We start from the raw sequence: 23,752 nt of genomic DNA on the forward strand, positions 1-23,752 counted from the left end.
ACGCTCGCTTTCCCTTCGGGGTCGTTCTCGGGGGCTTCGGTCAGGAGTTGCGTAGGAGTTGCCCCTCGAAGGGGTCGCCTTCGGGAAAGCCCCGGAGCCGGGGGAAGTCCGGACCGGGTCGCGCCTCTTCGATCGTCGCGAGGCCACCTCCAGCGCGTTCGGCTGCTTGTTGGGCGAGGCGCGCCAACGGGGTACGAGAGCCCCGGTCGTTGCGCGTGACCAACAGCCATCCACCTGGGGAGAGCCGCGACCATGCCCGCTCGAGCAGGGGCCCGAGATCCTTCCGCACGCTCCAGAACCGTCGACCTGCGGCCGCCGCCGTCGGCGGATCGATGACGATCCCGTCGAACGCGGTGTTGCCCTCTTCTTCCAGGAAGCGTCGTGCATCGCTGCGCCGGGCCCGATGCCGGGCCGGGTCGAGCCCGGAAAGCATGAGGTTCGCCTCGGCCTGGCGCAGGTAGGCGGCCGAGAGATCGACGCTCCATACCTCCTCCGCCCCGCCTGCGAGAAGCGCCAGGCTGAATGCCCCGGTATGGGCGAACAAGTTGGCGAAGCGTCCGCCTTGCACCTCGGCCCTCAGACGAATGCGATTTGCGCGTTGATCCAGGAACAATCCGGTTCCGGGCCGGGGACGTGACCTTTCGTTCATGCCGGGTTCCACCCAGAAGCGCAGGCCCGCTTCCCGGACCACCAACCCGCCTTTCTCATCGAGGGGAAGCGGCTGGTGGGGATGGACCGAAAGCAGCCGGCACGGATCGGGACGTCGCAGGTTCACGATCTCGAGCACGGGCGGGGGGCCATCCATGCAATCGGCCATGATCTCCCGCAGTACAGGAATCGCTTCCGCGACGAAAGCAAGTGCAGAGCGCCCTTGCACGATCACCCGCAGAAGAGGGCCCAGCCGATCGACGGCCAGGCCGGGCAGACCATCGGCCTCTCCGTGAATCAGCCGATAGGCGTCCGTCTCACCGGATTCGGCGTGAAATCCTGCGCGGCGGACGAGCGCATCCTCGACCCGTGTCGCGACACTCCGCTCTCGCTCGCCTGGCAACGACCATCGGCGAGCCACGAGATCTCCTTCGCCGTCGGTTCGCGCGAGCCCCAGATCCCGACGGCCCGGCCCCGACAACCTCACGCGGCCACCCACCCGCACCATGCCGACATCCCCGGTTTCCCGATCGGCGCGCACCCACGGGTTCCCCGCGACCAACGCCGCCGCTGTGGCCGCGGAAACCCGCAGCTCGGGCAGCACGTCGTCCGGGGGATGGATCGGCTCGTCCGGCCACCATCCGTCCGGGGCATCCTCGTCCGCAGGCCGGACCCGCAGGCCCTGACGAAGCAGCGCTCCCCCGCGACGCACATCACCAAGGGCCGGTGCGCCCACCGCGGCCAGCCAATCGAGCGCGCATCGGGCGAGCCAGGCGGGCGACTCTGCTTCGGGCGGGCTCGTGGCATCCACTTCCAACTCGCGGAGATCTCCTCGCACCTCGACGGTGTGGAAGCGGAAGCCAGACGCTTCTCCTTCGGGCCACGCCAACGGGCCGCACAGAAGACGCAAGCGGGTTGCTTCGGGTGGGCGCAGCCATCGCACCGGCCGCAGCTCGGCGCAGAGCGCGCTGCCCGCTGGCAGAATCGGACTGCCCACCGGATCGCCGGGCATCCAGCCGCCGGGGCCGAACCGCACGCCGCAGAGCGGTTGTTTCTTGGCTCCCGGGCGCCCGAGCCGTCGCCACACCTCCTCCTGAGGCAGGGCCACGCCAGGGATACGAAAGTAGAGCCAGCTCACGCGGTGGTTATCGCTCATCACGATGCCGGAGTCTCGTTCGACCAAAACCGACCCTCGCGCCATCGCCCAGGCCCGCGGCTCAGGGGCCGATCCGTTTCACCTGCGTTTCGTACACTCCAGGCGTGGATGCTCCCCTTCCCCAACCGGTGCTGACGATCGCGGAACGCCTTCGCGACCAGGGAATCGCGTCTGCGATCGTCGGCCGCGCCGCCCGCGAGCTCTGCGAGGGCCGCGTTCCCCTGGATGTCCAGCTGCTGTGCGAGGCGCGCGTCGAAGCCCTGACCCGCCTTTCCCACACCATCGCGCCAGCGCCGGGAGGTGCCGTGCGCGTCGGCCTTCCGGGGCTCGTCGTCGAACTCATGCCGACAGCATCCTCGCTCGAAGCCGCACTTCGAAAGACGACACTCGCTGTGACGGCCATCGGCTTCGACGCCCTTGCCGACCGCTGGCTCGATCCGCTGGGTGGACGGGCGGATCTGGCGGCGCGGATCGCGCGCCCGGCCGGCGGAAGCCGACGCCTTGCGGAGCCCTTGAATGCGCTTGCCGCGATCCGCCTGGTCGCCGAGCTCGACCTGGAGCCGACATCGGAGCTGACGACGGCGCTCGCCTCAGCGGCCGGCGCGCTACCGGATGCGCTCGGTGCCCGCTTGCGCCGCGAGCTCGACGGGCTGCTGTCGGCTGCGTCGCCTTCACGGGGGTTGGCGTTGCTCCGAGAGGCGGGCCTCGAACCGGCGCTCGCCCCTCGCGCCCGTCCGGAAGCCGCCGCCCTCGTGGGCCGTCTTCCCGAGGATCTGGCGCTGCGTTGGACGGCCTGGTTGCGCGGTGGCCAGGCGGGGCGGGTATTGGCGCGTCTGCGCGTCCCCCGCGAACGCAGCCGTCAGATCGAGCGAGGCCTCGCACTGCATCCCTTGGATCGCGTGGTCTCACCGCGCCCGAGTAGTGTGGGGAAGGCCTTGCGACGCCTCGGCTCCCGCCAGGCGTTCGACGGTTTGCAGGAGCTCCGAAAGATCGAACTCGAACTCACGGGCGAGCCCGGCGCTGGCCCCAGAGCCCGGCTGGCCGAGCTGCAACACATCGCCGACGAGTTGGCCGCTTCCGACCCTCCCGAACTCGTCTGGTCGGGTCGGGACATCATGGAGGCGCTCGGCGAACCTGCGGGCCCGCGCATTGGCCGCGCGCTCTCGTACCTTGCCGACAGGGTGCTCGAAGATTCCTCCCAGAACACGGAGGAGAAGCTCGCAGCCTGGCTGGGCCTTTGGAAGGCAGCGGATGCGCAACAAGGCCGCGGGGCCGGGCCTTCGCAGACGTAGCCACGCCCGCTCGCCCCGCGAACAGCCGGGGACCTCCTCGGCCGGGACCTCGGCTACGATCCCCTGCCATGACTCCGACCGTTCTCTCCATCGTGCGCCACGGTGAGACGCCCGCCAACGCCGGCGGCGTCTGGCACGGCTCGACCGATACGCCGCTCAGCGAGCGGGGCCACGGCCAGGCGGGTCGCGTGGCCAGCCACCTGGCTCTCACCCGCGCGGATGCGGTTGCCCTCTATTCGAGCCCCCTCACCCGGGCCCGTCACACGGCGGACCCCATCTCGGCGGCTCTCGGGCTACCCATCCTGATCCACGACGACCTCCAGGAATATCACCTTGGAACCTGGGAAGGCCGGACCTACCAAGAGCTGTTGGTCGAGCACCGCCTCTTCGAGCGCATGAACGAAGACCCGGACTGGCAGCCCGGCGGCGGCGAATCCCCGCGGCAGGTGGCCGAGCGGCTGGGCGGCGCGTTGCAGACCATCACCGAGGCGCACCCAGGCGAACGGGTCATCGTGGTCAGCCACGCTGGAGCGCTCACCCTGGCCTTCGGTCTGCTGGTGGATGACGATCCGCGCTCGTGGCGACGCACCATGGACAACGCCGCTGTCACCGATCTGCGCATGTCGACTCCGCCGGAACTCATCGCGTTCAACGAGACGGCGCATCTGTCGACAGGAGATGGGCTTCCGGCGTGAGCGAGGCCGTGCCCGAAACCCTCGAGCAACAAGTGCTCAGCTACGTACGCGAGCACGACTACGTGACGTTCGCCGCCCTGCATCGCCACTTTGCTGGCGATACCCGCGAGCAGACCCAGATCGAGCTTCCGGGCAACCGGGTAATCTGGGCCGGCGCGCCGCGGGAACTCTTCGACGCGGTGCTGGCTCTCCTCGAACACGGCAAGCTGGCATCGATCCCGGGCCACCAGGCGGCCTACAAGCGCGATGGCCGTGTGCTGGATCTACCGGTCGAGAAAGCCCCGCCCCGCGAACCCCATTCGGAGCCCCATTGGTTCCCCGTGCTACTGCGCCCGATGGAGGCCGTGCTCGCGGAGAAGAGTTGAACTGTCGCTTTCGCAAATCGGCGCAAGTAGCTGAATTTGCGCAATCTACAGAGCCGCCCCCAGAGCCAGTACAGCCACCGCCAAGGCCCCCACCAGGTAACTGATGGGATCCCGGGTTGCGAACAGCACCGGGTCATCGTCCATCTCGCCCCGGTGGGCAATCAACCAGACACGGCTGATCCAGTAGGCCACGAGTGGAATCAGGGCCCACAACAATTCGGGGCGTGAGTAGAGGATCGTCACGTTCTCGCTTTGCAGGTAGAGGGCGAGAACCACGACACCCATGTAGCCGGCCGCCGGCCCGAGGGAGAGCAGCAGAGGCGCATCCTCGACCGAGTAGTCCCGGCCGGGCGAGCCGCTGCCTTTCGCCGCGGCCACCAGTTGGAGATCCGCATAGCGTTTCAAGAACGCGAGATTCAGGAAGAAGAATAGCGAGAACCCGATCAGCCAGGGGGAAACCAGAATGCCCATGGCCAGGCCGCCCGCCAGGACCCGCAAGCTGTAGAGACACGCGAGAAAGGTCACATCGGCGATGGCAACCCGCTTCAAACCGAAGGTGTAGATCCCGTTGAGGCCGAGGTAGGCACCGAGGCAGCCGGTGAAGACCGGCGGCAGGAACGCGATGGAGAGCCCGAGCCCCACGCCCAGCAGTATCGGAATTGCGGCCAGCCCCTGAGGAATCGATAGGCGGCCGGAGGCGAACGGCCGGCGAGACTTCGTCGGGTGCCGCCGATCCGCTTCCAGATCCATCAGATCGTTGAAGACGTAGACCGTGGAGGCACAAAGTGAGAGGCAGAGAAAGGCCAGAACCGCGGTGGCCCAGAGCGCCGGCTCAGCAAGGCGGTGAGAGGCGAGGATGGGGAGGAAGATCAGGACGTTCTTCACCCACTGGTGGACGCGCAGCCCCTTCAGCCATGCACCCAGGCCGACCCGCGGGACGCAGAAGGTTCGCGCCAAAGGTGCACCTTCCGTCGCCTTCTCGGCCTCACGTTGATCGCGACCCACCCAAGACGCTGCGCCGGCGCGAGCGAACACCGGACGGTCGGCCGAAGCGTCGCCGATGTACTCGAAGCCCTTCTCTCCAAACGCCGCAGCCAGTGCATCTGCCTTGTGCGGGCCCTTCAGGTTGACGCCACCCTCGCTGGCCATGACCGCATGAAAGATGCCAAGGTGATCGGCCACCGCCTGGGCAGTGCGCTGGTGGCTCGCGGTGGCGAGAATGACCGGGCGGCCCTCGTCCCGCGCTTCGTGCAGATAGGCCAGCACGTCTTCGCGGTACGGAAGGGCTGCCGCATCCGGGCACACCCGCGCCGCGAGCTCGCTCTTGAAGCGAGCTCGGCCACCGAGAACCCAGAGCGGCAGTGCAAAGGCGCTACCGGGGCGTTGCCTGACGAGGGCGAGGGCACTCTCCCACAAGGTATCCGTCGCCACCAATGTGCCGTCCAGATCGACGGCCAGCGGCAGGCCCGAGGCCTCGCGATCGGCCTTGGAACGAGCAGGATCGGGCCCGGAAGCGGCGGGATCGGAGCCGGAGCCAACGGGATCGGAGCCGGAGCCAGCGGGATCGGGCTTCCCAGGCCCGGCGTCCCCGAGTTCCGAGTCCCCGAACAATCTGGTCTGGGGATCGCTCAACCCGACCTCTCGCTACGCGGAGGGTGCGGCCGTTCCAGCGCCCCGTCCGTGTGATTTCCTGGAGTGGGCGCCGGCGCGGATCCCCCCGGCTCGTCGCCCATGCCCAGTTGAAACTCCAACCAGCAGAGCACGAAGGCTGCTCCGCTGTAGAGGTAGTAGAGCTGATGAAACGCCAGTGCGCCCACCGCGAGCGCCAGCCCGCGCCGCCGCCGGAACACACCGAACAAGCCGCGGTTCACCAGGACGGCAGCGCCAAAAAGCCCGAGGGGAAGCAGCAGCCATAGGCCCCCCAGGAGCCCGGCCGGAATCGAGAGCAGGAGGAGCCCGGCGAGCAGGGCCTTGATCCGTTCGGCGGCGCCGGAATTCAAATCCGAGACGGCTTCGGGCTCGCGAAGCAACATGCGCGACCACGGCAATGCGCGGCAGACCACATCGGTGTGAATCACGCTCCAGACCGTCCACTGTTTGAGGTGCGTACCCTGCATTTCCGGCATCAGACGGATCCGACCGCCGGCCCGGCGCAGGCGATAGCCGAGTTCGATGTCTTCCACGCTGGGCCGACCAGAGCGCTCGGCGTCGTAGCCGCCGCAGGCCAGGAACGCTTCCTTGCGAACTGCGCCGCAGCCAGCCCAGAAGGTGCTCGCCTCTCCGGCGGCTTCGTGATGAACGTGGTGATGGCGCAGGTTCATGTACTGGCTCGCGAAGGCCGGATCGGGCGGAGCGTCGTCGTAGGATCCGAACACCGCGACCACGTCGGGGCTCTCCAATGCCTTGCGCAGATGGTCGACCGCATCGGGATGGATCACCACGTCTGCATCGACGAACAACACCACATCACCGCGCGCTTCGCGAGCGGCTTGATTGCGCGCCGCTCCCGGTCCGACACGGCCGGCACTCTTCAGAACCCGTGCCCCGCGCCCCGCGGCCCAGGTGCCCGAGCCATCGGTGGATCCATCATCGACCACCAACACCTCACACAGCCGTCCCTCCTCGACGAGAGCGAGCAGCGGCGGAAGACTCTCCGTCAGGTAGCCGAGCCCGTTGTAGACGGGCATGATCGCCGTCACGCTGGTGGGAGTCGCCTCGCTCACGAGCCCCGTACCTCCCGGAGGAAGCGACGCAGGGCCGGATAGAGCGAGAACCCGCTGCCACCAAAGCGGTCGTACACATGGGGCGAGCGCAGGTAGAATGCATCCAGACGCGGGAGCATCGTCGTAGCTTCTCCACCGCTGAGCGCGGCCAGGCGGGTCGTCCACGACCAGCGATAGCGGCGGGAAGCACGCTCTCGCACTCGCTCGTCGTGGTAACCGTAAGGGTAGGCAAAAGCCTCGGGACGCCGACCCAGCCGGGCCTCGATGGCTTCATCCGCAACCGCCAGCTCGGCATCGAGCTCATCCGCGCCAAGCGTTCTCAAATCCAGGTGGCGCCCAGTGTGGGCCTCGATGGCCCAGCCCGAACCATGCAGCGCCTCCACATACTCCCAATCGAGCATCGAAAAACGCGGCGCACAGCCCGGCTGTCCGGGCCAATGATTGTCGCTACCCAGAAATCCCGTCGTCAAGAAGAGCGTGGCTGGTGCGTCGGCATCGCGCAGCACGGGAAACGCCGCATCGTGGACCGAGCGAAAGCCATCATCGAAAGTAAGCGCCACGCGGTCCGGAATCTCCGGTTTCTCCATCAACTCAGCCTGGGGAACGATCTCGTGATTTGCCGCCCGGACTCCAGCGACCAATCCCGCCAGCGCATCGGACGACACGGACAGCACCGAGCCGCTGTCATCGACACCGTGAAACGTCAGGACTGCGCGCACGGATCCTCCGGCATCAGGCCGGGCTCTGACGGCTCGCCATCGCTAGCGGCAGGGTTTCCCGACCAGCTGCCAACTCAGCCAAGTCCCGGATCGCGGCTATCGGCCACCCGGTTGTAGACCCAGGCAACCGCCCAGCCCAGGACGGCCCCGACGAGGGCCCCGTAGATGAGCCCCAGGAACGCGCCGGGCCAGCTCACTTCATAGCCCGGGAAGTAGTTGTTCAAGAGATTCAGGGTCTTGCCCACCTGCTTCCCGCCGCGCAGCAGCAGCCAGACCGTGGCTCCGAACAAGCCGACGCCCCCGACCATGCCGAAGACCACAGCCATGATGCGCGCTCGCATACGAACCACTACCGCCTGGATCAATGCACGCTCGTCGATCGGTCCTCCGCTCGCTGCGGCCTGACTCGTCATCCGTCATCCCCCTCGAAAGGATCCAGGGCCCGGCTCTCGACCTGACCCAGCAGATCGCGTTCTTCGAGCGCAATCACACCGTTGGTGAGCTTCGCGAGCAGCCAACCGAAGCCGAAGCCCGCGGCGCCCATTTCGACACTGCCCAAGGCCGCGCCCATCCAGCTTACGGCGAAGCCGGGCAGGTAGCTGCCGAGCACAGAAAGATTGGCGCCCATGTTGGGGCCCCCTTGCACCAGCAAGGCCGCGGTGGCGAAGAACAACCCGAGCGCCGAAACGACGCCCAGGGAGACGCCCAGTGCCGCAGCGTCGTAGCGCGCGAAGGCCTCGCGGACGAGCTCCAGCAGATCCTGATCGGATACCCGGCCCGGCACGGCACGCTCGCCGCTCGTGCTGACGCTCTCCCCGCCCGTCACTTCCTCGTGGTACTCGTCTTCGACATTGACGTCCCAGACGTCGTAGTTCGTCGCGCCCGCCGCAATGTTTCCCGCCGCATAGACAGCCGTCACCATCGAATGTTCCTGTTTGTTGTAGCGATGCTGGCCAACGCGTCCGACCAGATGCAGATTCGGAATCTCGTCGAGCCAGCCACGGATTTCCTTGAGCGCGTCCTGGTAGTTGTCGTCGTAGATCGGGTACGCCTTCGGAACCCGAATGACCGTCCCATCGATCACCTTGTCCGCCGGTGCCAGGCCGAGCAGATCGCATTCCTTCTTGCCGAGCTCGATCAACTCCTCATCCGTCGACGTCCAAAGCTCGTCGCCTTCGTTCACGAAGTACTCGAGACCGAGCGAGGTCTTGCTCGTATCGGGCACCATGTGGGGGCTCCAGTTCTTGAAGTTCTGGATGCGCCCGAGCTTCACGTCCGGCGAATGGATGTAGATCCAGTTGTCGGGGAAGGACTCCTCCTGGTCGACGATCAAGCCCACGGTCAGGAAATCCCGATAGCGCAGCGAATTCGCCGCAGCGAGAATGTTCTCCGGCGGCGCCGGATCCATGCAATTCAGCAGCGTGCGAACGGGCATCGAAGACAGGAAATGCTCGCCTTCGACCTCGCGGCGGCCAACCGGCCCATTCACCACCAGGGAAGCGATGCGGCCGTTCTCGTGACGCACGCTCTCGACCCGGGTCTCGGTGATCGTCTCGACGCCCTTGTCGGCCAGCCGCTTGACGCAGCTCTCCCACATCTGGCCGGGACCGTGGCGCGGGTAGTGGAATTCCTCGGTCAGGGTGGTGACGACTTCACCGCCCTCACCGCGTTCGCCCAGGAAGGCATTCCGCACGGCTGTCAGAAGATCGAGATTCTTGATGCGCTGGGCTGCGAAATCAGCGGTCATCTCGTTGCACGGCATTCCCCACACCTTCTCGGTGTAGGTCTTGAAGAAGATCTCGAACAACCGCTTGCCGAAGCGGTTGGAAACCCATTGATCGAATGTCCGCTCATCCTCGTTCGGGAAGAGCATCGATTTCAGGTAGCTGGTGCCGACGCGCACGGCCTCGATCGGCCCGAGGCCCAGCAGTGCGTTGACCGGCTTGAGCGGATAGTGGAAGAACTTCCCACCGTAGAAGATGCGCGAGAGGCGGGGCCGCACCAGGAACTCCTCGTGAAGGATCTCCTCCCAAAGCTCCTGGACCATTTCCACCTTGGTGAAGAAACGGTGGGGGCCGATATCGAAGCGGTAGCCCTTGTAGTTGACGGTCCGAGAATGCCACCGACCAGCTCGTCCTGTTCGAAGACGATCGAGTGACGATCGAGCTTGGCGAGCTCATAGGCTGCGGTCAGGCCCGCGGGGCCACCGCCGATGACGACGCAGTGATACAAGGAGGCTCCTGGAGTGTGAGTCAGGCGGGGTTCTCGGAGTGAGTCGTCGCTACAGCCAAAAGCGTGTCATCCGAAGAAGCTTCAGAACCATCGGCCGACCTGTGGGCCGGCCAAAGCCCATTTGGAACCGAGACGGTGGCTCTTTGGAGCCCTCGAATTGGCCCACCGGGGCTTGGAGTGCACCGTTAGCGGGACGCCCCGGGGGGGAAGGCAGACTACCTGCCCACGATTTGCGTCTTCTTCAACACCGATGGCCTGTCCACGGCTACTCACAGCGACCGGCCAGGGCAAACCACAACATCGAGGATCCATCCCCCCTTGGGTGAGAGACTGCGCATCGGCATCGACGGAACCTGCCTCGGCTCGGGGCGGGGTTACGGTCGCTTCCTGCGGGAGCTGCTGCCGCCCCTCATCGCGGAAGGCGCCCACGACTATCTGCTCTTCGTCGATCATGAGACCGCCGAGGCCGCTCCTCTTCCGGAGTCCGTCGCCAACATGCCCACGTGCCGTCTCGCCACCCGGGAAAGCCAGGCGGCAGCGGCGTCCGCTCGGGGTAACCGTGGCGTAGGCGATCTGCTTCGCATGGGCCGCGGTGTCGCAGCAGAAGAACTCGATGTCTTCTACTTCCCATCGGTCTACAGCTATTTTCCCATCCCCTCGCGGTTGAAAGTGGCTGTCGCCATCCACGACACCATCCCCGAACGGCATGGCCGTGTCGTTCTTCCCGATTGGCGCACGCGGTTGCTATGGAATCTGAAATCGCGCCTTGCCCGTTGGCAGGCGACCAGCATCGTGACCGTTTCCGAATACGCGCGCGGCCGCATCGCGAGCGAGATGCGGATCCCGGAGGAGCGGATCTTCGTGACGCCCGAGGGCCCGTCGCCTGCCTTCTCGCAACGGGCGGACCGGAGCCCGCTCACACGTTGGCTCGCAGACCATGACGTCCCGACCGATGCGCCCTACCTGCTCTACGTAGGCGGCTTCAACCCACACAAGAATGTGATCGGCTTCGTGCGGGCCCTTGGAAGAACGACTCCGCCCAAGGATCTGCACGTGATCCTCGTGGGCGACTACCAGGGCGATGTGTTCCACGGCAACGTCACGGCGATCCGCCGGGAGGTCGCACTCGCGGGTCTCACCGATCGGGTGCTGTGGGCCGGTTTCGTGCCGGACGATTCGCTCTGCGATCTCTACAACGGCGCGACCGCCCTGGTGCTTCCGTCCCTCGAAGAAGGCTTTGGATTGCCCGCGGTCGAAGCGGCGGCCTGTGGCACGCCGTGCCTCGCCACTGTCGAGAGCCCTCTTCCCGACGTGCTCCGCGGCGGCGGCCTGTTCTTCGACCCGAAGGACTCCGGTGGCTTCGAGGGCTGCCCCGAAGCCTTCTGGAGCGACCCGGCACGCCGGGACGCGCTGGGGCAGGTGGCTCTCGAGCGGGCAAACGCACTCTCCTGGGACATCACCGCCCGCGAAACACGACGTGCCCTCGAGGCCACCGCCGGCATGCCACCTTCATGAAGATCGCGATGGTCACCACCTTCTATCCCCCCTACCACTTCGGGGGCGACGCGATCTTCATACGTCGGCTCACCCATGCGCTGGCCATCGCCCAGGGTCTGTTGTGGCGAAGTGGCCTGATGGCCCTCGGGCTCATCGGGGGCGTCGTGGCGATGTTCGTTCCAAAGCCCACCGAATCCGGCGACCCCGACGGGGCATCCCGCCCGGGACGCTCCGCAGACTAGAAGGCCTCAGGAGCCGCGGCGGCTGGCCGACACGCCTGCCGCTGCGAGGACCAGGCAGCAGCCGACCAGGATCACCCAGGTGCCCGGGAGTCCGGCGCGATCCCCGACCACGCCACCGAACCACGGAACGAGCGCGCCTCCGACTGCACCTGCCCCCGCAACGAGACCCACGGCGGTCGCGCGCCTCGTCGGAAAGCGACGCGCCGTTACGGCAATCAGGATGGGGAAGACCGTGCCGAGTACGAAGCCCAGCGCACCGAACCCGAGCACGAGAGAACGTAGCTCCAAAGCCAGGCCAACACCGAGCAGCAAGGTCGCCAGGAGGCCGGCACCCGCCAGCCAACTCGCCCCGGCCGACCGACCGGAGAGGAGGAAGGCGAGCCGGCCGAGGAGGAGCCCCAGCCACAAGGCGCTGATCGCCGCTACGCCCTGGTCCGTCGGAAGTGCCTGGGCTTTCGCCAACGCGGGAGCAAAGGCCGTCAGTGCCGTCTCGAAGCCGACATAGGCAGCGCTGGCGACCAGCAACGGGAGCAGGCCCAGCCAGGACCTCGTGTCAGCTCCCAACGCCGGATTCGTCGTCGGGGACGACGGACCGGGCAGCGGCACCGCCAAACCGAAGAGCCCCACGAATCCGAAACCCACCGCGCACGCAAGGAAGGCACCGCCGAAACCGTCGCCCTCGGCGAGCATCGCCAGGAACGGCGGCGCCGCCACCGCACCGGCCGTCGCTGCAGCGTGCACCGAGGCCAGCCTGCGTTCCGCCCGTTCCGGGTCGGTCTCCGCGACCACCGTGTTCAGGATCGTCTCGAAGAAACCCGCACCCGCTCCGGCGAGGCCGAGCCTCACTCCAACCCACCAGACGCTGGCGCCCGCCGCCGCAAAGGCGAGCCCCAGGCTCGCGACCAGCGCGGCCATCACGAAGAGCGGGCGCCGGGGCCAACGATCCGTCAGCGGCCCCGCCATGACGACGCCGATGCCAAGGCCCAAGGAAACGGCCGCTGCCAACCCACCCGTTCCCTCGAGCCCGATGCCGAGCCCTTCGGCCAGAGCCGATTGCGTCGAGCCCACGACCACCAGGATCGTTCCGAAGATCAGGAAGCCCAGATGGGCCAACAGCAGCATCGCCCGGAGAGGATAGGCAGTCGCCGGCTCCTGGCGCGGGTCGAGGGCAACTCGGGCCGGGCCGCCCGGTACGTCGGGTTCAGTGCTCCGTGCGAGGCTCCAACTGCGCCTCCATCGAACGAAGCGCCACGTAGTATTTGTTCACGTTGCCTACGTAGACGACGGTCTCCCGGCCGATTCGCCTCCGGGCCACGTGCTCGACGTTGCCGAACCAACGGTTCGGGTCGAGCCCCTCCCGGGCCGCAGCCGCTCGCAGCCTGCGGATGCGGGCGGGGCCCGCGTTGTAGGCGGCGACCATGAAATCGAATCGTGTGGCGGGCGAGATCTCCGGGGCAGAGAAATAGTGGTCCCGAAGAAAGGCCAGGTAGCGTGCGCCGGCGCGGATGTTCGCCTCATCATCCTGGGCAACGTCCCGGACGTCCACATTCGGATCTGCTGCCGTGGCGAGCTTGACCTGCATCACACCAACCGCTCCGTGGCGGCTCACCGCGGTGGAATCGAGCCGTGACTCCTGGAAGGCGATCGCGACCAGTTCCAACCAATCGAAGCCGTACTCCTCCGCGGAGCGCTCGAGGTAGGGCCGCAATCTTGCGATCCGTCCGCGGGTGGCCGGATTGACGGGATTGCGAATCCAACGGGTCGTCTCGTAGTACCGACGAAACAGCAGATTGCCCGCGAATGTGCCTTCGCGCCGCGTTCGAACGTAGGCGTCCAGAGCCGCGCGAAGCTGGGGATTGTCCTTGCGAACCGCCCAGGCAAGCTCGCCGCCCTCGTTCACGCTGGCGCTTTCGACGACCAGGCCTTCCAGCAATTCCGACCAGACATCTGCGAGATGGTCGTCCGCAACCGTGTACGCATAGACGCCCGCGTGAACCATCTCGAGCAAGTCCTCGGTTTGAAGGGAGGGATCGGCGAGTTCGATGGTGACGGGCTCCAACCCCGCGGCGCGCAGCTCGTCATTCAGCCGCTCCAGATGGGAGACGTAGCTCGTGCCACTGGCAAGATGCACCTTCCGGCCCGCCAGATCCCACGCAGTCGTGATGGGATCGGCATCCCGATGGCGGACGACCGCCTCCCGGACACCCCGACGATACGGACTGCTGAAGCTGATCAGCGCCTCACGCTCTGAGGTGATCGTGATGCCGGCCGCGGCAATATCTCCCCGACCATTGGCGATCGCTGGGATCAAGCGTTCGAAAGGCATCGCCACGAAGACCACGCGTGGCGGAACCGGATCCGCCGTCCGCTCGGCGAGGAAGGCTTCGAAGCCCGTCATCAACTCGTACTCGAAGCCCCGCGGTCGCCCTTTGTCGACGAAATAGTTGGAGAGGTCGTAGCTCACCAGGACACGGACCATCGGAACGTCGCGCTCGAGCGGCTCGTCCTTGCGAACCTGAAGCATGCGAGCGAGCCGGGGATCCGGATCATCCCAGAGCGCGGGGATCGATTCCGGCTGGAGCCCCGAAAGTCGCCCCTCCGATTCCCCGCAAGCCACCAGGCAACCGATGGCCATTGCCGATGCGAGCCACGTCCGAGCCGCCCTATGCCGTTTCCGGGTCACAGGTGGAGGATACGTCAGCCGGGGCCGCTCAACCCGATGAGCCTGGAATGCCGGTGGGATCAGCCCGCGTCGATGGACCTGCGATCGGCGTCATCCCGCTTCACATAGGCCTTGGTCGGTTCCGACGGGCACTGGGAGTACTTCTGGGCTTCCTCGTTCACCTTCCCGCCCTTGCCGAGGAACGGGATCCGAAGTTTGCCAATCGGAAGGAGTTCGAGTGCCAAGGTGACCGCATGGCGAAGGAAGTAGGGGTTCTTTGCAATGAAGACGAGCGTGTCCCAGATGAATTGCGGACGGAAGTAGAACTCCCGCGTGCAGCGCTTCTGCCAGCCCTCGGAGTCGAAACCCGGGATCGTGAGCGCGCCGGCATCGGCGCTCCAGCCCCAACGTTTCTCGAAGGCCGTGCTCGTGCCTTCGTCCCAGCCCTGGGTATGCCACCAGCGCGGCTCGACCAGGCCTTCCTTCACCGCCTCGGTGTACATCTCCGTCCCGGGATAGCCGATCGTCACGAAGAACATCGCCATGCTGGGGCGGATCTTCTTCGCGAACTCGAGGCTGGTGCGAATCGTCTCGTCGGTCTCGCCGGGGCATCCGACCAGGAACGTCGTGTACGTCCGGATACCGAGCTTGTTGGTCCACTCGTGGGCGCGCTCGACCTGGCCTTCCGGCACGTCCTTGTGGATCCGCTTCGGGATGTCCGGGTGGCCGGATTCGACACCGAAGTTGATCGCATGACAGCCGGCCTTCTTCATGAGGGTCAGCAGCTCTTCGGTCACGCAATCGACCCGCGTATTGCAACGCCAGGCGACGTCCACACCGCTCTCGATCAGCTTCTCACAGAATTCGACGACCCTACTTCTTCTTGGCCGTGAACGTACTGTCCCGGAAGGAATACCCGCGCACACCGAATTCCTTGTGGAGCCGTACGATGTCCGAAACAGCGCGTTCGGGTGAATGGAAACGGATCTTCTTTCCGGTGGTGGTCGGTGCGTCGCAATAGGTGCACTTGAACGGGCAACCGCGCGTGATCATCAGTCCGACCACCGGCGGCCCGGGGAGCGTCGGAATCTTGTACTTCATCACGTCGACCATGCCGTAGTCGATCGGTGCGAAGTCATCGAGTTCCTTGTAGATGGAGCGCGGCGGATTCGTGACGACCAGCCCGAGCGGATCCCGGTAGATGACACCCTTGATGTCCTTCAGGCAATCGGGCAGCGTGCCCTGCTCCATCGCCTTGCAGACTTCGATCATGGTCAGCTCGCCCTCACCGGAAATGGCGAAGTCGAAATGTTCACTGAGCATGAAGATATCGGTGTGGGTCGAGCTGATGTGCGCCCCCCCCCGATCACGATCGGAATCTCGGGCGCCAGTTCTTTCAGCCAGAAACACGCCTCGAGCGTGGCCGGCAACTGCGGCGTCATCACCGGGAAACCCACCAGGTCCGGCTCCATCGCGATGGTGCGATCGGCGGTCTCCTTGACGGTCAGACCCTCGATGTCCGCATCGATCACACCCGCTTCGACACCCGCGCGCCTCAGTTCGGCGGCGATGTAGAGGATGCCCATCGGCGGAAGCCGTACTCGGGCTTTTCACCCGGCAGGGTCGAGGGATAGACGAGGGTGACCTTCATCAGGAGGGGGGCCTTTCGCTCAAACCGCGTTTGGCAGCACGGGCAAAATAGGACAGAACCGACGAACGGGATCCGTGGGGCGGAAACCTATTCTCTCATCGGTTGGGTGAGTGATCAACCACACGAGATAGGTAACTCATTTCGTTGTGGAAACAGCGTTCATCCCCGCTGGGATGCTGTTCTACCGCTGACCCCTGCAGGCGATCAACGGCGCACGCGGGCACCGCGATCCAGCAGGAAGCACCGAGAAAACGCCGGAGATCGATGCTCCGGCTTTGGGCTCGTAAGAGTTCGAGCCCTCCGAACGGTAGACGGCCCGGCCCGCGTCGGAGGACACAGAAGCGGGCCGGGCCGTCTGTTGGGACTCACGGGCAGGGCGGTAGGTTCATCTCCGATACCCATTGGGTGATGAGGGCCAGGCCGTCCTCGTAGATCAGGTTCTTCTCGATTTCTGGCATCTTGACCGCCGGGCGAAGGTGATCGAATCGCCTCACCAGGATCGATCTCGAGGCGTCGCCCGGCTCGATGTCGTAGGTGAGGCCGAGCTTGCCCGGACCCGCTGCGACCGGCTGGTTGCAGATGCCGGCGTTCACGCCAGTGGGCCGGTTGTAGTCCAGCCAGAGACCGGTTGGTCCTGCGCGGCCCGCCGGGTTGTGGCAGTGGGCGCAGTTCTCTTCCAGGTAGGCACGGGCTCTTTCCGCAACCGTGCCCGTGCTCGGATCGTCCCAGACCGGCAACAACGGGGCCTGGGCCGATTGGGACGATCTCGACCGGCTGCCCCATTCTGAGGGTGGCCAGAATGCCGCGAAATCGGCCGCTGGGTCAATAGCCAATCGGCCCGGGCGCTTCCGGCACCCCCCGCCCTGCGTGGTTATCCTCCGGCGCTCCCCGCCCTTGGTGGGGATATCGGAGGAGAGAAGATGGGATTCCTCAAGTGGATGTGGGCAGTGCCGGCATTGTTGCTTGCCTGCAGCTCGGGCCCGAAACCGGAGGCTGGAGCCGATTTCACTTCGATCCGGCAGACCCCGAGCGGGCCCGTGGTCGGTTTCACGAACACCTACGGCTCCCACGCCTGGTTGGGGCTCCCTTTCGCCCAGGCCCCCGTCGGCAACCTGCGTTGGCGAGCGCCCAGGGCCCACCCGACGTGGAACGAACCCCGCGAAGCACTCTCTTTCGGCTCGTCTTGCGTGCAGTTCGCGAGCGAAATGGGAGGAGACCTCTCGGCGGATCCGGGCGAGCCGGTGGGTGACGAGGACTGCCTCTTCTTGAACGTGTATGCGCCGCGAAGCGAGGATGCGAAAGCAGCGGCGGCCGCCAACCGCCCCGTGCTCTTCTGGATCCACGGCGGTGGCAACACCATCGGAACGTCTGCCTTCTACGACGGCGGGCGGCTGGCCGCCGAAGAGGACGTGGTCGTCGTCACCGTGAACTACCGGCTCGGCGCGTTCGGGTGGTTTCGAAACCCGGCGCTCCGCGAGGGTGCGAGCCCCGAAGAAAGCTCCGGTAACTTCGCGCTTCTCGACCTCGCAGCGGCCCTCGGCTGGGTGCGCGAACACATCGGCAGCTTCGGCGGCGATCCGGGCAATATCACGATCTTCGGCGAATCGGCCGGCGGCCATAACGTGTTGATGCTCTACACCTCGCCGATCGCTCGCGGGCTCTTCCACCGCGCAATCGTCCAGAGCGGTGGCACCTGGGCCGAGCAGCCGGCCCGGGGTGAGAACCCGATGGATGCGGACGAACCGGGGCACGAGAAGAGCAGTGCCGAGATCGTCTTCACGCGCCTCATCGCGGAAGGAATCGCCGAGGATCGTGAAGCCGCGAAGAAGCGACTGGCGGAGATGACCCACCGAGAACTCGCCGCGTTCCTCCGCGAACAGGATGCCTTCGCCTTGCTCGGCAGCTACGACGACAGCGGCATCGGCATGTACGCGATGCCGAAACCGTTCACCGATGGTGTCGTGCTCCCGGCGGACGGAATCCGCGGCGGCCTCGAACGACCAGATGGCCATGCCGACGTGCCGATCCTGCTCGGATCGAACCGGGATGAGAACAAGCTCTTCCTCTTCTTCGATCCGGAATATGTGGATCGCTGGTTCGGGATCTGGCCCCAGGTCCACGACGAGGCGCGCTACCTCACGACGGCCGAGTACATGACGCGCCATTGGAAGGCCACGGGTGTCGACGAACTGGCCGAGATTCTTGCGCCCCAGCAGCCGGGCCATGTGTTCGGCTACCGCTTCGATTGGGACGACGAGCCGACCCTTCTCGGGAAGGACCTCGGGCAGCTTCTCGGTGCGGCCCACGGCTTCGAGATCCCCTTCGTATTCGGGCATTGGAACATCGGGCCTCAGACCAGCCTGCTCTTCACCGAGGAGAACCTCCCCGGCCGCGAAGCACTCTCCACGGCCATGCGTTCGTACTGGGCACAATTCGCGGCCAGCGGGAATCCGGGCCGTGGCCGCCGAGGGGATCTTCCGGCCTGGAAGGCCTGGGATCCAGATGAGGCAGCTGAAAAATGGCTGCGACTCGACGCCGCAGCCGAGGGCGGACTGCGCATGGCGCGTGAAATCGAAACCAGCGCCGGGATCATTGCCGCCCTATCCGACGATGCGCGCCTGACCGACCCGGCCAACCGCTGCGCCGTTGCCAGGGCGATGCTCGATTGGGATCGCCTGGAGCCCGAAACGCTCGAGGCCCTGGATTGCGGCAACGAACTGGTCCATCCGTAGTGGCCGACGAAACGGCACCGCCGGAGGACTTCATCCGCCAGATCATTCGCGAGGAACTCGCGGCTGGAAAGGTCGGTGGGGTCGTGACGCGATTCCCGCCGGAACCGAATGGGCACCTTCACATCGGACATGCGGCGGCGATCTGCCAGAACTTCCTCGTGGCCGAGGAGTTCGGCGGGCGCTGCCATCTGCGTTTCGACGATACGAACCCGGCGGCCGAGGAAGCGCGTTACGCCGAGTTGATGATGGAGGACATTCGTTGGCTCGGCTTCGATTGGGGCGACCATCTCCACCACACCTCCGATTACTTCGAGCAGATCTTCGAGTTCGCATGCGTCCTGCTCCGCGAAGGCACCGCCTTCGTCTGCGACCTCAGCTCCGAAGAGATCGCCGCGCACCGAGGCACGCTGAAAGAACCGGGAACCGCGAGCCCTTACAGGGAGCGAAGCCCGGAAGAGAACCTCGACCTCTTCCAACGCATGCGCGCCGGAGAGTTCAAACCCGGCGAACGAGTCCTTCGCGCCAAGATCGACATGGGCTCATCGGTGCTGCCCATGCGCGATCCGATTCTCTACCGGATCCAGGCCACTTCCCATCCGCGCACGGGAACGACCTGGCCCATCTACCCCATGTACGACTTCGCCCACAGCCTCTCGGACGCGATCGAGGGCATCACACACTCGCTCTGCAGCCACGAATTCGTGGATCGCAGGCCTCTCTACGATTGGATCCTCGAGCACGTCGGCATTCCGGCCCCGCGGCCTCGGCAGATCGAATTCGGACGTGTCGGCCTCACCCATACGGTGATGAGCAAGCGGCATCTGGCCCGACTGATCGATGCGGGCATCATCCGCGATTGGGACGATCCTCGCATGCCGACGCTCTCGGGCATGCGCCGGCGCGGCTACACCCCGGAATCGATCCGCAGATTCTGTACAGGCGTCGGCCTCACCCGCCAGCCGAAGACCGTCGACCTTGCGCGGCTCGAGTTCGAGATCCGCGAGCATCTGAACGAGGTGGCACCCCGCTTCATGGGAGTCCAGCGTCCCCTCAAGCTCATCGTCGAGAACTACCCCGAGGACGGGAGCGAAGAGCTTTCGGCGGTCAACAATCCTCAAGATCCGACGGCCGGGAGCCGGGAGGTGCCCTTCTCCCGGGAACTCTGGATCGAACAGGATGATTTCGCGGAAGACCCTCCGAAGAAATTCCACCGGCTCACACCAGGCAAGGAGGTACGGCTCCGTTACGCCTACCTCGTCACCTGCACCGACGTCGTGAAGGATGCCGACGGCCAGGTCATCGAGGTGCATTGCCGCTACGACCCGGAAACCCGGGGTGGCGATGCACCGGATGGGCGCAAGGTTCGCGGCACGATCCACTGGGTCTCGGCCCGCCATGCGAAGCCGGCGGAACTGCGTCTCTACGAGGTGCTCTTCCGGGATGAAGAACCGGATCCCCGGGACGAGGGCTTCGAGGACGCACTCAACCCGGATTCGCTGGAAACGCTGGATCCCGCTTGGCTGGAACCTTCGTTGGCAGATGCGCCTGCGGGCACCCGCCTGCAACTCGAGCGGCTCGGCTACTTCTGCATCGATCCGGACTCGACCGCGGACAAGCCCGTCCTGAACCGGATCGTCGGCCTTCGCGATACCTGGGGAAAGCTCGCGAAGCGCGGAAAAGCGTAGGTTGTGCCCGCGAGAATCCTGCTGATGTGAGGATTGGACGCCAGGAAGGCGTATCCGGCGATTCACGTCAGCTCGGGGTTCCAAGCTAGGCGGCGTAGCGGAGCAAGTGAGCCCGGGCACAAGGGAGCTGGCGCGTCGGGATCCGCCCGAAATAGGCCTTGCGGAGAGGTTCTGGGAGTTCGATCCGAGACGGAAAGACGCGTTGCCCCAGGACCTTCTCCCAGCTGAGCGGCACGCGGTCCAGGCCCAAGACCATTCCGGGTGTCCCCCCACCCCTTCGCTCGGAGAGCTGCTTCACGTGGTTCCTCCACACCCGGTGGATCACCTCTCTCCACACCATCGCCTGGTTCCGCTTCGAGAAGGCGATCGTCTCGCGCTTGTGATTGCCCCCGCCGTGGCGAAGCAACAAGTGGTAGAGGTTCACGGGGAAGAGTGGGTTCTGGGGGACCCGAGGCACCTTCGACGATGTGATCTCGTGCTGGAACACTCGGCCCTGGAGCTTGCGCAGCGCTGGCGGGTACTGGTGGTGATCGTCGGAGCGGAGAAAACCTGTTGAGCCCTCGGGAAGCACCAGAGCGAGGGCCTCGGAAACGCCCTGCTCGATGGAGCGAGGATGGGGTCTCCCGTAGCGAGCCTCGAGTTCCTTCCGCCTCTCCTTCTGGCGGCGCGTCATGCGGCCCTTGCGGCGCAGCTCGGAGACGGTCGTGGCGTAGACGTAGTGACTCTCGGCGCCGACCACCGTGTTCAGATGCGTGACCCAGTACTGGCTGAACTCGAAAGTCTCGAAACCGTCGAGGACGAGGGGCTCCACGGGTGGAGTACGAGGACGCCTGAGTTCGTGGTAGGCCAGGCAGTGGCGGCCGGCGCGGCCGAGTTGGAGTGCCACGGTGGAAGGCGAGACGTCGTGGATGCGGGCCATCTGGCGAAGGCCCGCGCAGGCCAGGCTGGTCTTGACCAGAGGGAGAAGGAGGTCGGGGCGCTTCAGCCAATAGGTGGTGGAGAACGTCTGAGTACTGAAAGACCGGCCGCAGTGTGAACAGAGGTAGCGCTGGATGCGGCGCCTATCGCTTTGGCGGAAGTGGAATCCGTCGCGCTTGTACGGCCAACCCGTTGGATTCTGGTGGTATTCACACCTAGGGTTCGGGCAGTGCGGAGGCTGAAAGGCTTGATCGGACGCGGACATGCGCCTTCACGCTGCCAGTACCATGCCAGCAGGAATCTCGCGGGCACAACCAAAAGCGTAGACGCTGGGCCGATCGCGAAGCGAAAAGGGAACGGGTAGACTGGCGGCGGTTTCGGGGGTGCGTCGCGAGGCGGCCCCCCAGCGCGCCCCCGCGCCTTCTGCCCCGAGCGTCCTGCCCGAGGCTTGCATGGATCTGGCTCCGGGGGCCAACAGCCCTCGCGAGGAGAGCCATGAGCGGCGAGATCAAAGTCATCGGCGGTTCTGCCCACCCCCAGCTGGCGTCGGACATCTGCAAGCATCTGGGGATCGACGTCTGTCCGTCGAGTGTGGTGCGGTTCTCGAACGAGAACCTGATGGTGCATATCGAGGAGAACGTCCGCGGCGCCGATGTCTTCGTCATCCAGCCCTCCTGCACACCGGTCTCCGATGGTCTGGTCGAGCTGTTGATCACGATCGACGCCTTGAAGCATTCGTCCGCCGATCGGATCACCGCCGTGCTCCCGTACTTTCCCTACGCACGCTCCGACAAGAAGGACCGACCCAGGATCTCGATCACCGCGCGGCTGATGGCCGATCTGCTCCAAACCGCGGGAGCCGACCGCGTACTGACGATGGATCTTCACTCACCCCAGGTACAGGGCTTCTTCCGCATCCCTGCCGACCAACTGCTGGCCGCTCCGATCCTATGCGACTACCTGCGGGACAATCGGGACCTGACCAACTACGTGCTCGTCGCCGGGGACGTCGGTGAATCCAAGGAAGTTGGCAACTACGCCAACCGGCTGAACCTGCCCATCGCCATCGTCGACAAGCGCCGCTACGGCGACGACGAGAAGGCCCAGGCCACGAACCTGATCGGCGATGTCGAAGGCAAGACCGCCCTGATCATCGATGACGAGATCGCGAGCGGCGGCACGATGATGGAGGCGACGCGCTTCGTCCTGGATCGCGGAGCTGTTGCCGTCGAAGCCGCATGCGTCCACCCGGTGCTTTCGGGCAAAGCGGTGGAGCGGATCGAGGCTTCGCCCCTGACCTCGCTGGTCGTGACCGACACGATTCCGATCCCGCCGGAAAAGCGCTCGAACAAGATCGAGGTTCGATCCGTGGCACCGCTGTTCGCGAATGCCATCCGGGCCATCCACGACGGATCCAGCGTCTCTCGCCTGTTCCGCTAGCCGTCAGCCGGGAGCGGTTGCGTATCTTGCGTTCCGTCGGCCGGGAGCAACTCCGTGCCTGCCTGACCTGCCTCTGGTAGATCGCGGAGCATCTTGGCCAGGCGGTCGCGCTGGCGAACGTCGACACCTTCGAACTGCATGACCACTCCTGCAGGACCATCATCCCGCATGACGCGAGCGTCGAGCACGAGCGGCGTAGTGCCCGACTTCACCTGGATGGCGAGGCTCAGCGCGCTCCCCAGGCGGAGCCCCGCGGCGGGCTCGATGCGCAGGCCTGCCACCGAGAGATCGCGGGCCCTGAGCACGACAGGCCCGTCCGACCGCTGAGCGATCACCCGACGATCGTAGGGGCGGCGTTCGTAGCGACGCCGTTCCGTGGGCTCGGCGGACCTCATCGGCAAGCCATCCGATGGACGCGGCCAGGCGGCAGCCAGGCGTGCTCCAGCATGATGGATCAACAATGCCTGGAGGCGGCGACGTGAACCAAGAGGCAAAGAGGTGAAGCCAAGCCCTACGGCATGGGGGGTGGGACGCTCCCAGGCGTTGGGCTCGCAGCGGAGCACCCGGCCACCGACCCGCCGGGGCCAGCGAAAACCTGGAGCCGGAGGCAACCACACCACCATACGTGAGCCGACCTCGACGGGGGTCTCGCAAAGGAATCGACCGCCGGAGGCGGAGAGATCCACCAGCGTGGCACGGCGGAAACCGTGGCGCGTCCAGGCGCGAGTCGCGGCCCCCACGGCGACCCGCGGCGCCCAGCGGCGATCCGCTCCCGAATGGGAGAGGGCTTCCAGCAATGTGGCAAGGGCGAAAGGATGCAGCGGCCGACGAATCCAACCATCGAGGGGAATGCTCGGGGCCCGGGCGTCACCGGGGATCACCGCCACGCTGAGGGCGCCGGGGTACTGCTCGCGGAGGTCCGCGACCCGGGCGAGTGAACCCAGGAGGACGGGCTGTCCTGAGCCCTTCCAGCCTGGATCGACCGGTCTGCGCTGGACGGAAAAGCCAGCCGCTTCCAACGTGACGCGAACATCCTCGAGCTCGCCGTCATCCACGAGCCAGATCCATCGATCCTGCATGGAGGGTCTATCGGCC

General features: G+C 65.9%; 21 protein-coding genes and 1 pseudogene. 8 read left to right on the top strand and 14 right to left on the bottom strand.

Annotated features, from left to right (window positions below; translation table 11 throughout):
• Positions 1-40: 40 nt before the first annotated feature.
• Positions 41-1,804 (bottom strand): class I SAM-dependent rRNA methyltransferase, encoded by a 1,764-nt coding sequence (locus GY937_02220; GenBank protein MCP5055521.1) that lies wholly within the window; start codon positions 1,802-1,804, stop codon positions 41-43.
• Between the two features lie 104 nt (positions 1,805-1,908).
• Here GY937_02220 and GY937_02225 point away from each other — a divergent pair, with 104 nt between their 5' ends.
• The 3 genes from GY937_02225 (at position 1,909) to GY937_02235 (ending at position 4,156) form a co-directional block, all read left to right on the top strand.
• Positions 1,909-3,096, top strand: a complete 1,188-nt coding sequence (locus GY937_02225) for a hypothetical protein (GenBank protein ID MCP5055522.1) — start codon at positions 1,909-1,911, stop codon at positions 3,094-3,096.
• Positions 3,097-3,164: 68 nt separating this feature from the next.
• A complete protein-coding gene (locus GY937_02230; protein MCP5055523.1) occupies positions 3,165-3,791 on the top strand; it encodes a histidine phosphatase family protein in 627 nt (208 codons plus the stop codon).
• Positions 3,788-4,156, top strand: coding sequence for a hypothetical protein (locus tag GY937_02235; protein ID MCP5055524.1), 369 nt, complete (start codon positions 3,788-3,790; stop codon positions 4,154-4,156). Before GY937_02230 ends, GY937_02235 begins: the two co-directional genes overlap by 4 nt.
• A 45-nt stretch (positions 4,157-4,201) precedes the next feature.
• On the opposite strand, the gene GY937_02240 is transcribed toward GY937_02235, so the two are convergent.
• From GY937_02240 to GY937_02260, 5 genes and pseudogenes are all read right to left on the bottom strand, one after another.
• On the bottom strand, positions 4,202-5,767 hold the full coding sequence (locus tag GY937_02240) for a UbiA family prenyltransferase (protein ID MCP5055525.1): 1,566 nt from the start codon (positions 5,765-5,767) through the stop codon (positions 4,202-4,204).
• A gap of 17 nt (positions 5,768-5,784) precedes the next feature.
• Positions 5,785-6,879, bottom strand: coding sequence for a glycosyltransferase (locus tag GY937_02245; protein MCP5055526.1), 1,095 nt, complete (start codon positions 6,877-6,879; stop codon positions 5,785-5,787).
• Positions 6,876-7,598 (bottom strand): polysaccharide deacetylase family protein, encoded by a 723-nt coding sequence (locus tag GY937_02250; GenBank protein ID MCP5055527.1) that lies wholly within the window; start codon positions 7,596-7,598, stop codon positions 6,876-6,878. The genes GY937_02245 and GY937_02250 overlap by 4 nt, the downstream gene beginning before the upstream one ends.
• Positions 7,599-7,672: 74 nt before the next feature.
• Positions 7,673-8,011, bottom strand: a complete 339-nt coding sequence (locus GY937_02255) for a hypothetical protein (protein MCP5055528.1) — start codon at positions 8,009-8,011, stop codon at positions 7,673-7,675.
• Positions 8,008-9,830, bottom strand: a pseudogene (locus GY937_02260) (NAD(P)/FAD-dependent oxidoreductase). The gene GY937_02255 and the pseudogene GY937_02260 overlap by 4 nt, the downstream one beginning before the upstream one ends.
• Positions 9,831-10,148: 318 nt before the next feature.
• Between GY937_02260 and GY937_02265 the strand changes: the two are divergent.
• Together GY937_02265 and GY937_02270 are read left to right on the top strand one after the other, a co-directional pair.
• Positions 10,149-11,345, top strand: a complete 1,197-nt coding sequence (locus tag GY937_02265) for a glycosyltransferase family 4 protein (GenBank protein MCP5055529.1) — start codon at positions 10,149-10,151, stop codon at positions 11,343-11,345.
• The gene (locus GY937_02270; protein ID MCP5055530.1) at positions 11,342-11,569 is read left to right on the top strand and encodes a hypothetical protein; all 228 of its coding nucleotides are present in this window, start codon (positions 11,342-11,344) and stop codon (positions 11,567-11,569) included. Before GY937_02265 ends, GY937_02270 begins: the two co-directional genes overlap by 4 nt.
• A gap of 6 nt (positions 11,570-11,575) precedes the next feature.
• On the opposite strand, the gene GY937_02275 is transcribed toward GY937_02270, so the two are convergent.
• From GY937_02275 to GY937_02300, 6 genes are all read right to left on the bottom strand, one after another.
• Positions 11,576-12,691 (bottom strand): MFS transporter, encoded by a 1,116-nt coding sequence (locus tag GY937_02275; GenBank protein ID MCP5055531.1) that lies wholly within the window; start codon positions 12,689-12,691, stop codon positions 11,576-11,578.
• 79 nt (positions 12,692-12,770) lie between these two features.
• Positions 12,771-14,204, bottom strand: a complete 1,434-nt coding sequence (locus GY937_02280; GenBank protein ID MCP5055532.1) for a lytic transglycosylase F — start codon at positions 14,202-14,204, stop codon at positions 12,771-12,773.
• Positions 14,205-14,311: 107 nt separating this feature from the next.
• Positions 14,312-15,067 carry a radical SAM protein gene (locus tag GY937_02285; protein MCP5055533.1) on the bottom strand — a complete coding sequence of 252 codons (756 nt, stop codon included), beginning with the start codon at positions 15,065-15,067 and terminating at the stop codon, positions 14,312-14,314.
• Between the two features lie 37 nt (positions 15,068-15,104).
• A complete protein-coding gene (locus tag GY937_02290) occupies positions 15,105-15,554 on the bottom strand; it encodes a hypothetical protein (protein MCP5055534.1) in 450 nt (149 codons plus the stop codon).
• Positions 15,506-15,817 carry a cobalamin B12-binding domain-containing protein gene (locus tag GY937_02295; protein MCP5055535.1) on the bottom strand — a complete coding sequence of 104 codons (312 nt, stop codon included), beginning with the start codon at positions 15,815-15,817 and terminating at the stop codon, positions 15,506-15,508. The genes GY937_02290 and GY937_02295 overlap by 49 nt, the downstream gene beginning before the upstream one ends.
• Positions 15,818-16,247: 430 nt before the next feature.
• Complete coding sequence (locus GY937_02300) at positions 16,248-16,619, bottom strand: hypothetical protein (protein ID MCP5055536.1); 372 nt, start codon at positions 16,617-16,619, stop codon at positions 16,248-16,250.
• A gap of 183 nt (positions 16,620-16,802) precedes the next feature.
• Between GY937_02300 and GY937_02305 the strand changes: the two genes are divergently transcribed.
• Together GY937_02305 and GY937_02310 are read left to right on the top strand one after the other, a co-directional pair.
• Positions 16,803-18,614, top strand: coding sequence for a carboxylesterase family protein (locus GY937_02305; protein ID MCP5055537.1), 1,812 nt, complete (start codon positions 16,803-16,805; stop codon positions 18,612-18,614).
• Complete coding sequence (locus tag GY937_02310; GenBank protein ID MCP5055538.1) at positions 18,587-20,299, top strand: glutamine--tRNA ligase/YqeY domain fusion protein; 1,713 nt, start codon at positions 18,587-18,589, stop codon at positions 20,297-20,299. Before GY937_02305 ends, GY937_02310 begins: the two co-directional genes overlap by 28 nt.
• Positions 20,300-20,384: 85 nt before the next feature.
• Here GY937_02310 and GY937_02315 read toward each other — a convergent pair whose 3' ends face one another.
• A complete protein-coding gene (locus GY937_02315; GenBank protein ID MCP5055539.1) occupies positions 20,385-21,218 on the bottom strand; it encodes a hypothetical protein in 834 nt (277 codons plus the stop codon).
• 494 nt (positions 21,219-21,712) lie between these two features.
• On the opposite strand from GY937_02315, the gene GY937_02320 reads away from it, so the two are divergent.
• A complete protein-coding gene (locus GY937_02320) occupies positions 21,713-22,657 on the top strand; it encodes a ribose-phosphate pyrophosphokinase (protein ID MCP5055540.1) in 945 nt (314 codons plus the stop codon).
• Here the strand turns inward: GY937_02320 and GY937_02325 are convergent.
• Positions 22,654-23,736: a PilZ domain-containing protein gene (locus GY937_02325; GenBank protein ID MCP5055541.1), complete on the bottom strand. Its 1,083-nt coding sequence runs from the start codon at positions 23,734-23,736 to the stop codon at positions 22,654-22,656. The genes GY937_02320 and GY937_02325 overlap by 4 nt on opposite strands.
• Positions 23,737-23,752: the final 16 nt, after the last annotated feature.

The sequence above is a fragment of the bacterium genome (assembly GCA_024228115.1).
Lineage (GTDB): Bacteria > Myxococcota_A > UBA9160 > UBA9160 > UBA6930.

Coding starts and splice junctions, on each gene's coding strand:
- GY937_02220 (MCP5055521.1), bottom strand. CDS start 1,804: ATGAGCGATAACCACCGCGTGAGCTGGCTCTACTTTCGTATCCCTGGC.
- GY937_02230 (MCP5055523.1), top strand. CDS start 3,165: ATGACTCCGACCGTTCTCTCCATCGTGCGCCACGGTGAGACGCCCGCC.
- GY937_02255 (MCP5055528.1), bottom strand. CDS start 8,011: ATGACGAGTCAGGCCGCAGCGAGCGGAGGACCGATCGACGAGCGTGCA.
- GY937_02270 (MCP5055530.1), top strand. CDS start 11,342: ATGAAGATCGCGATGGTCACCACCTTCTATCCCCCCTACCACTTCGGG.
- GY937_02275 (MCP5055531.1), bottom strand. CDS start 12,691: ATGCTGCTGTTGGCCCATCTGGGCTTCCTGATCTTCGGAACGATCCTG.
- GY937_02280 (MCP5055532.1), bottom strand. CDS start 14,204: ATGGCCATCGGTTGCCTGGTGGCTTGCGGGGAATCGGAGGGGCGACTT.
- GY937_02290 (MCP5055534.1), bottom strand. CDS start 15,554: ATGCTCAGTGAACATTTCGACTTCGCCATTTCCGGTGAGGGCGAGCTG.
- GY937_02295 (MCP5055535.1), bottom strand. CDS start 15,817: ATGGGCATCCTCTACATCGCCGCCGAACTGAGGCGCGCGGGTGTCGAA.
- GY937_02305 (MCP5055537.1), top strand. CDS start 16,803: ATGGGATTCCTCAAGTGGATGTGGGCAGTGCCGGCATTGTTGCTTGCC.
- GY937_02315 (MCP5055539.1), bottom strand. CDS start 21,218: ATGGCCCGCATCCACGACGTCTCGCCTTCCACCGTGGCACTCCAACTC.
- GY937_02320 (MCP5055540.1), top strand. CDS start 21,713: ATGAGCGGCGAGATCAAAGTCATCGGCGGTTCTGCCCACCCCCAGCTG.
- GY937_02325 (MCP5055541.1), bottom strand. CDS start 23,736: ATGCAGGATCGATGGATCTGGCTCGTGGATGACGGCGAGCTCGAGGAT.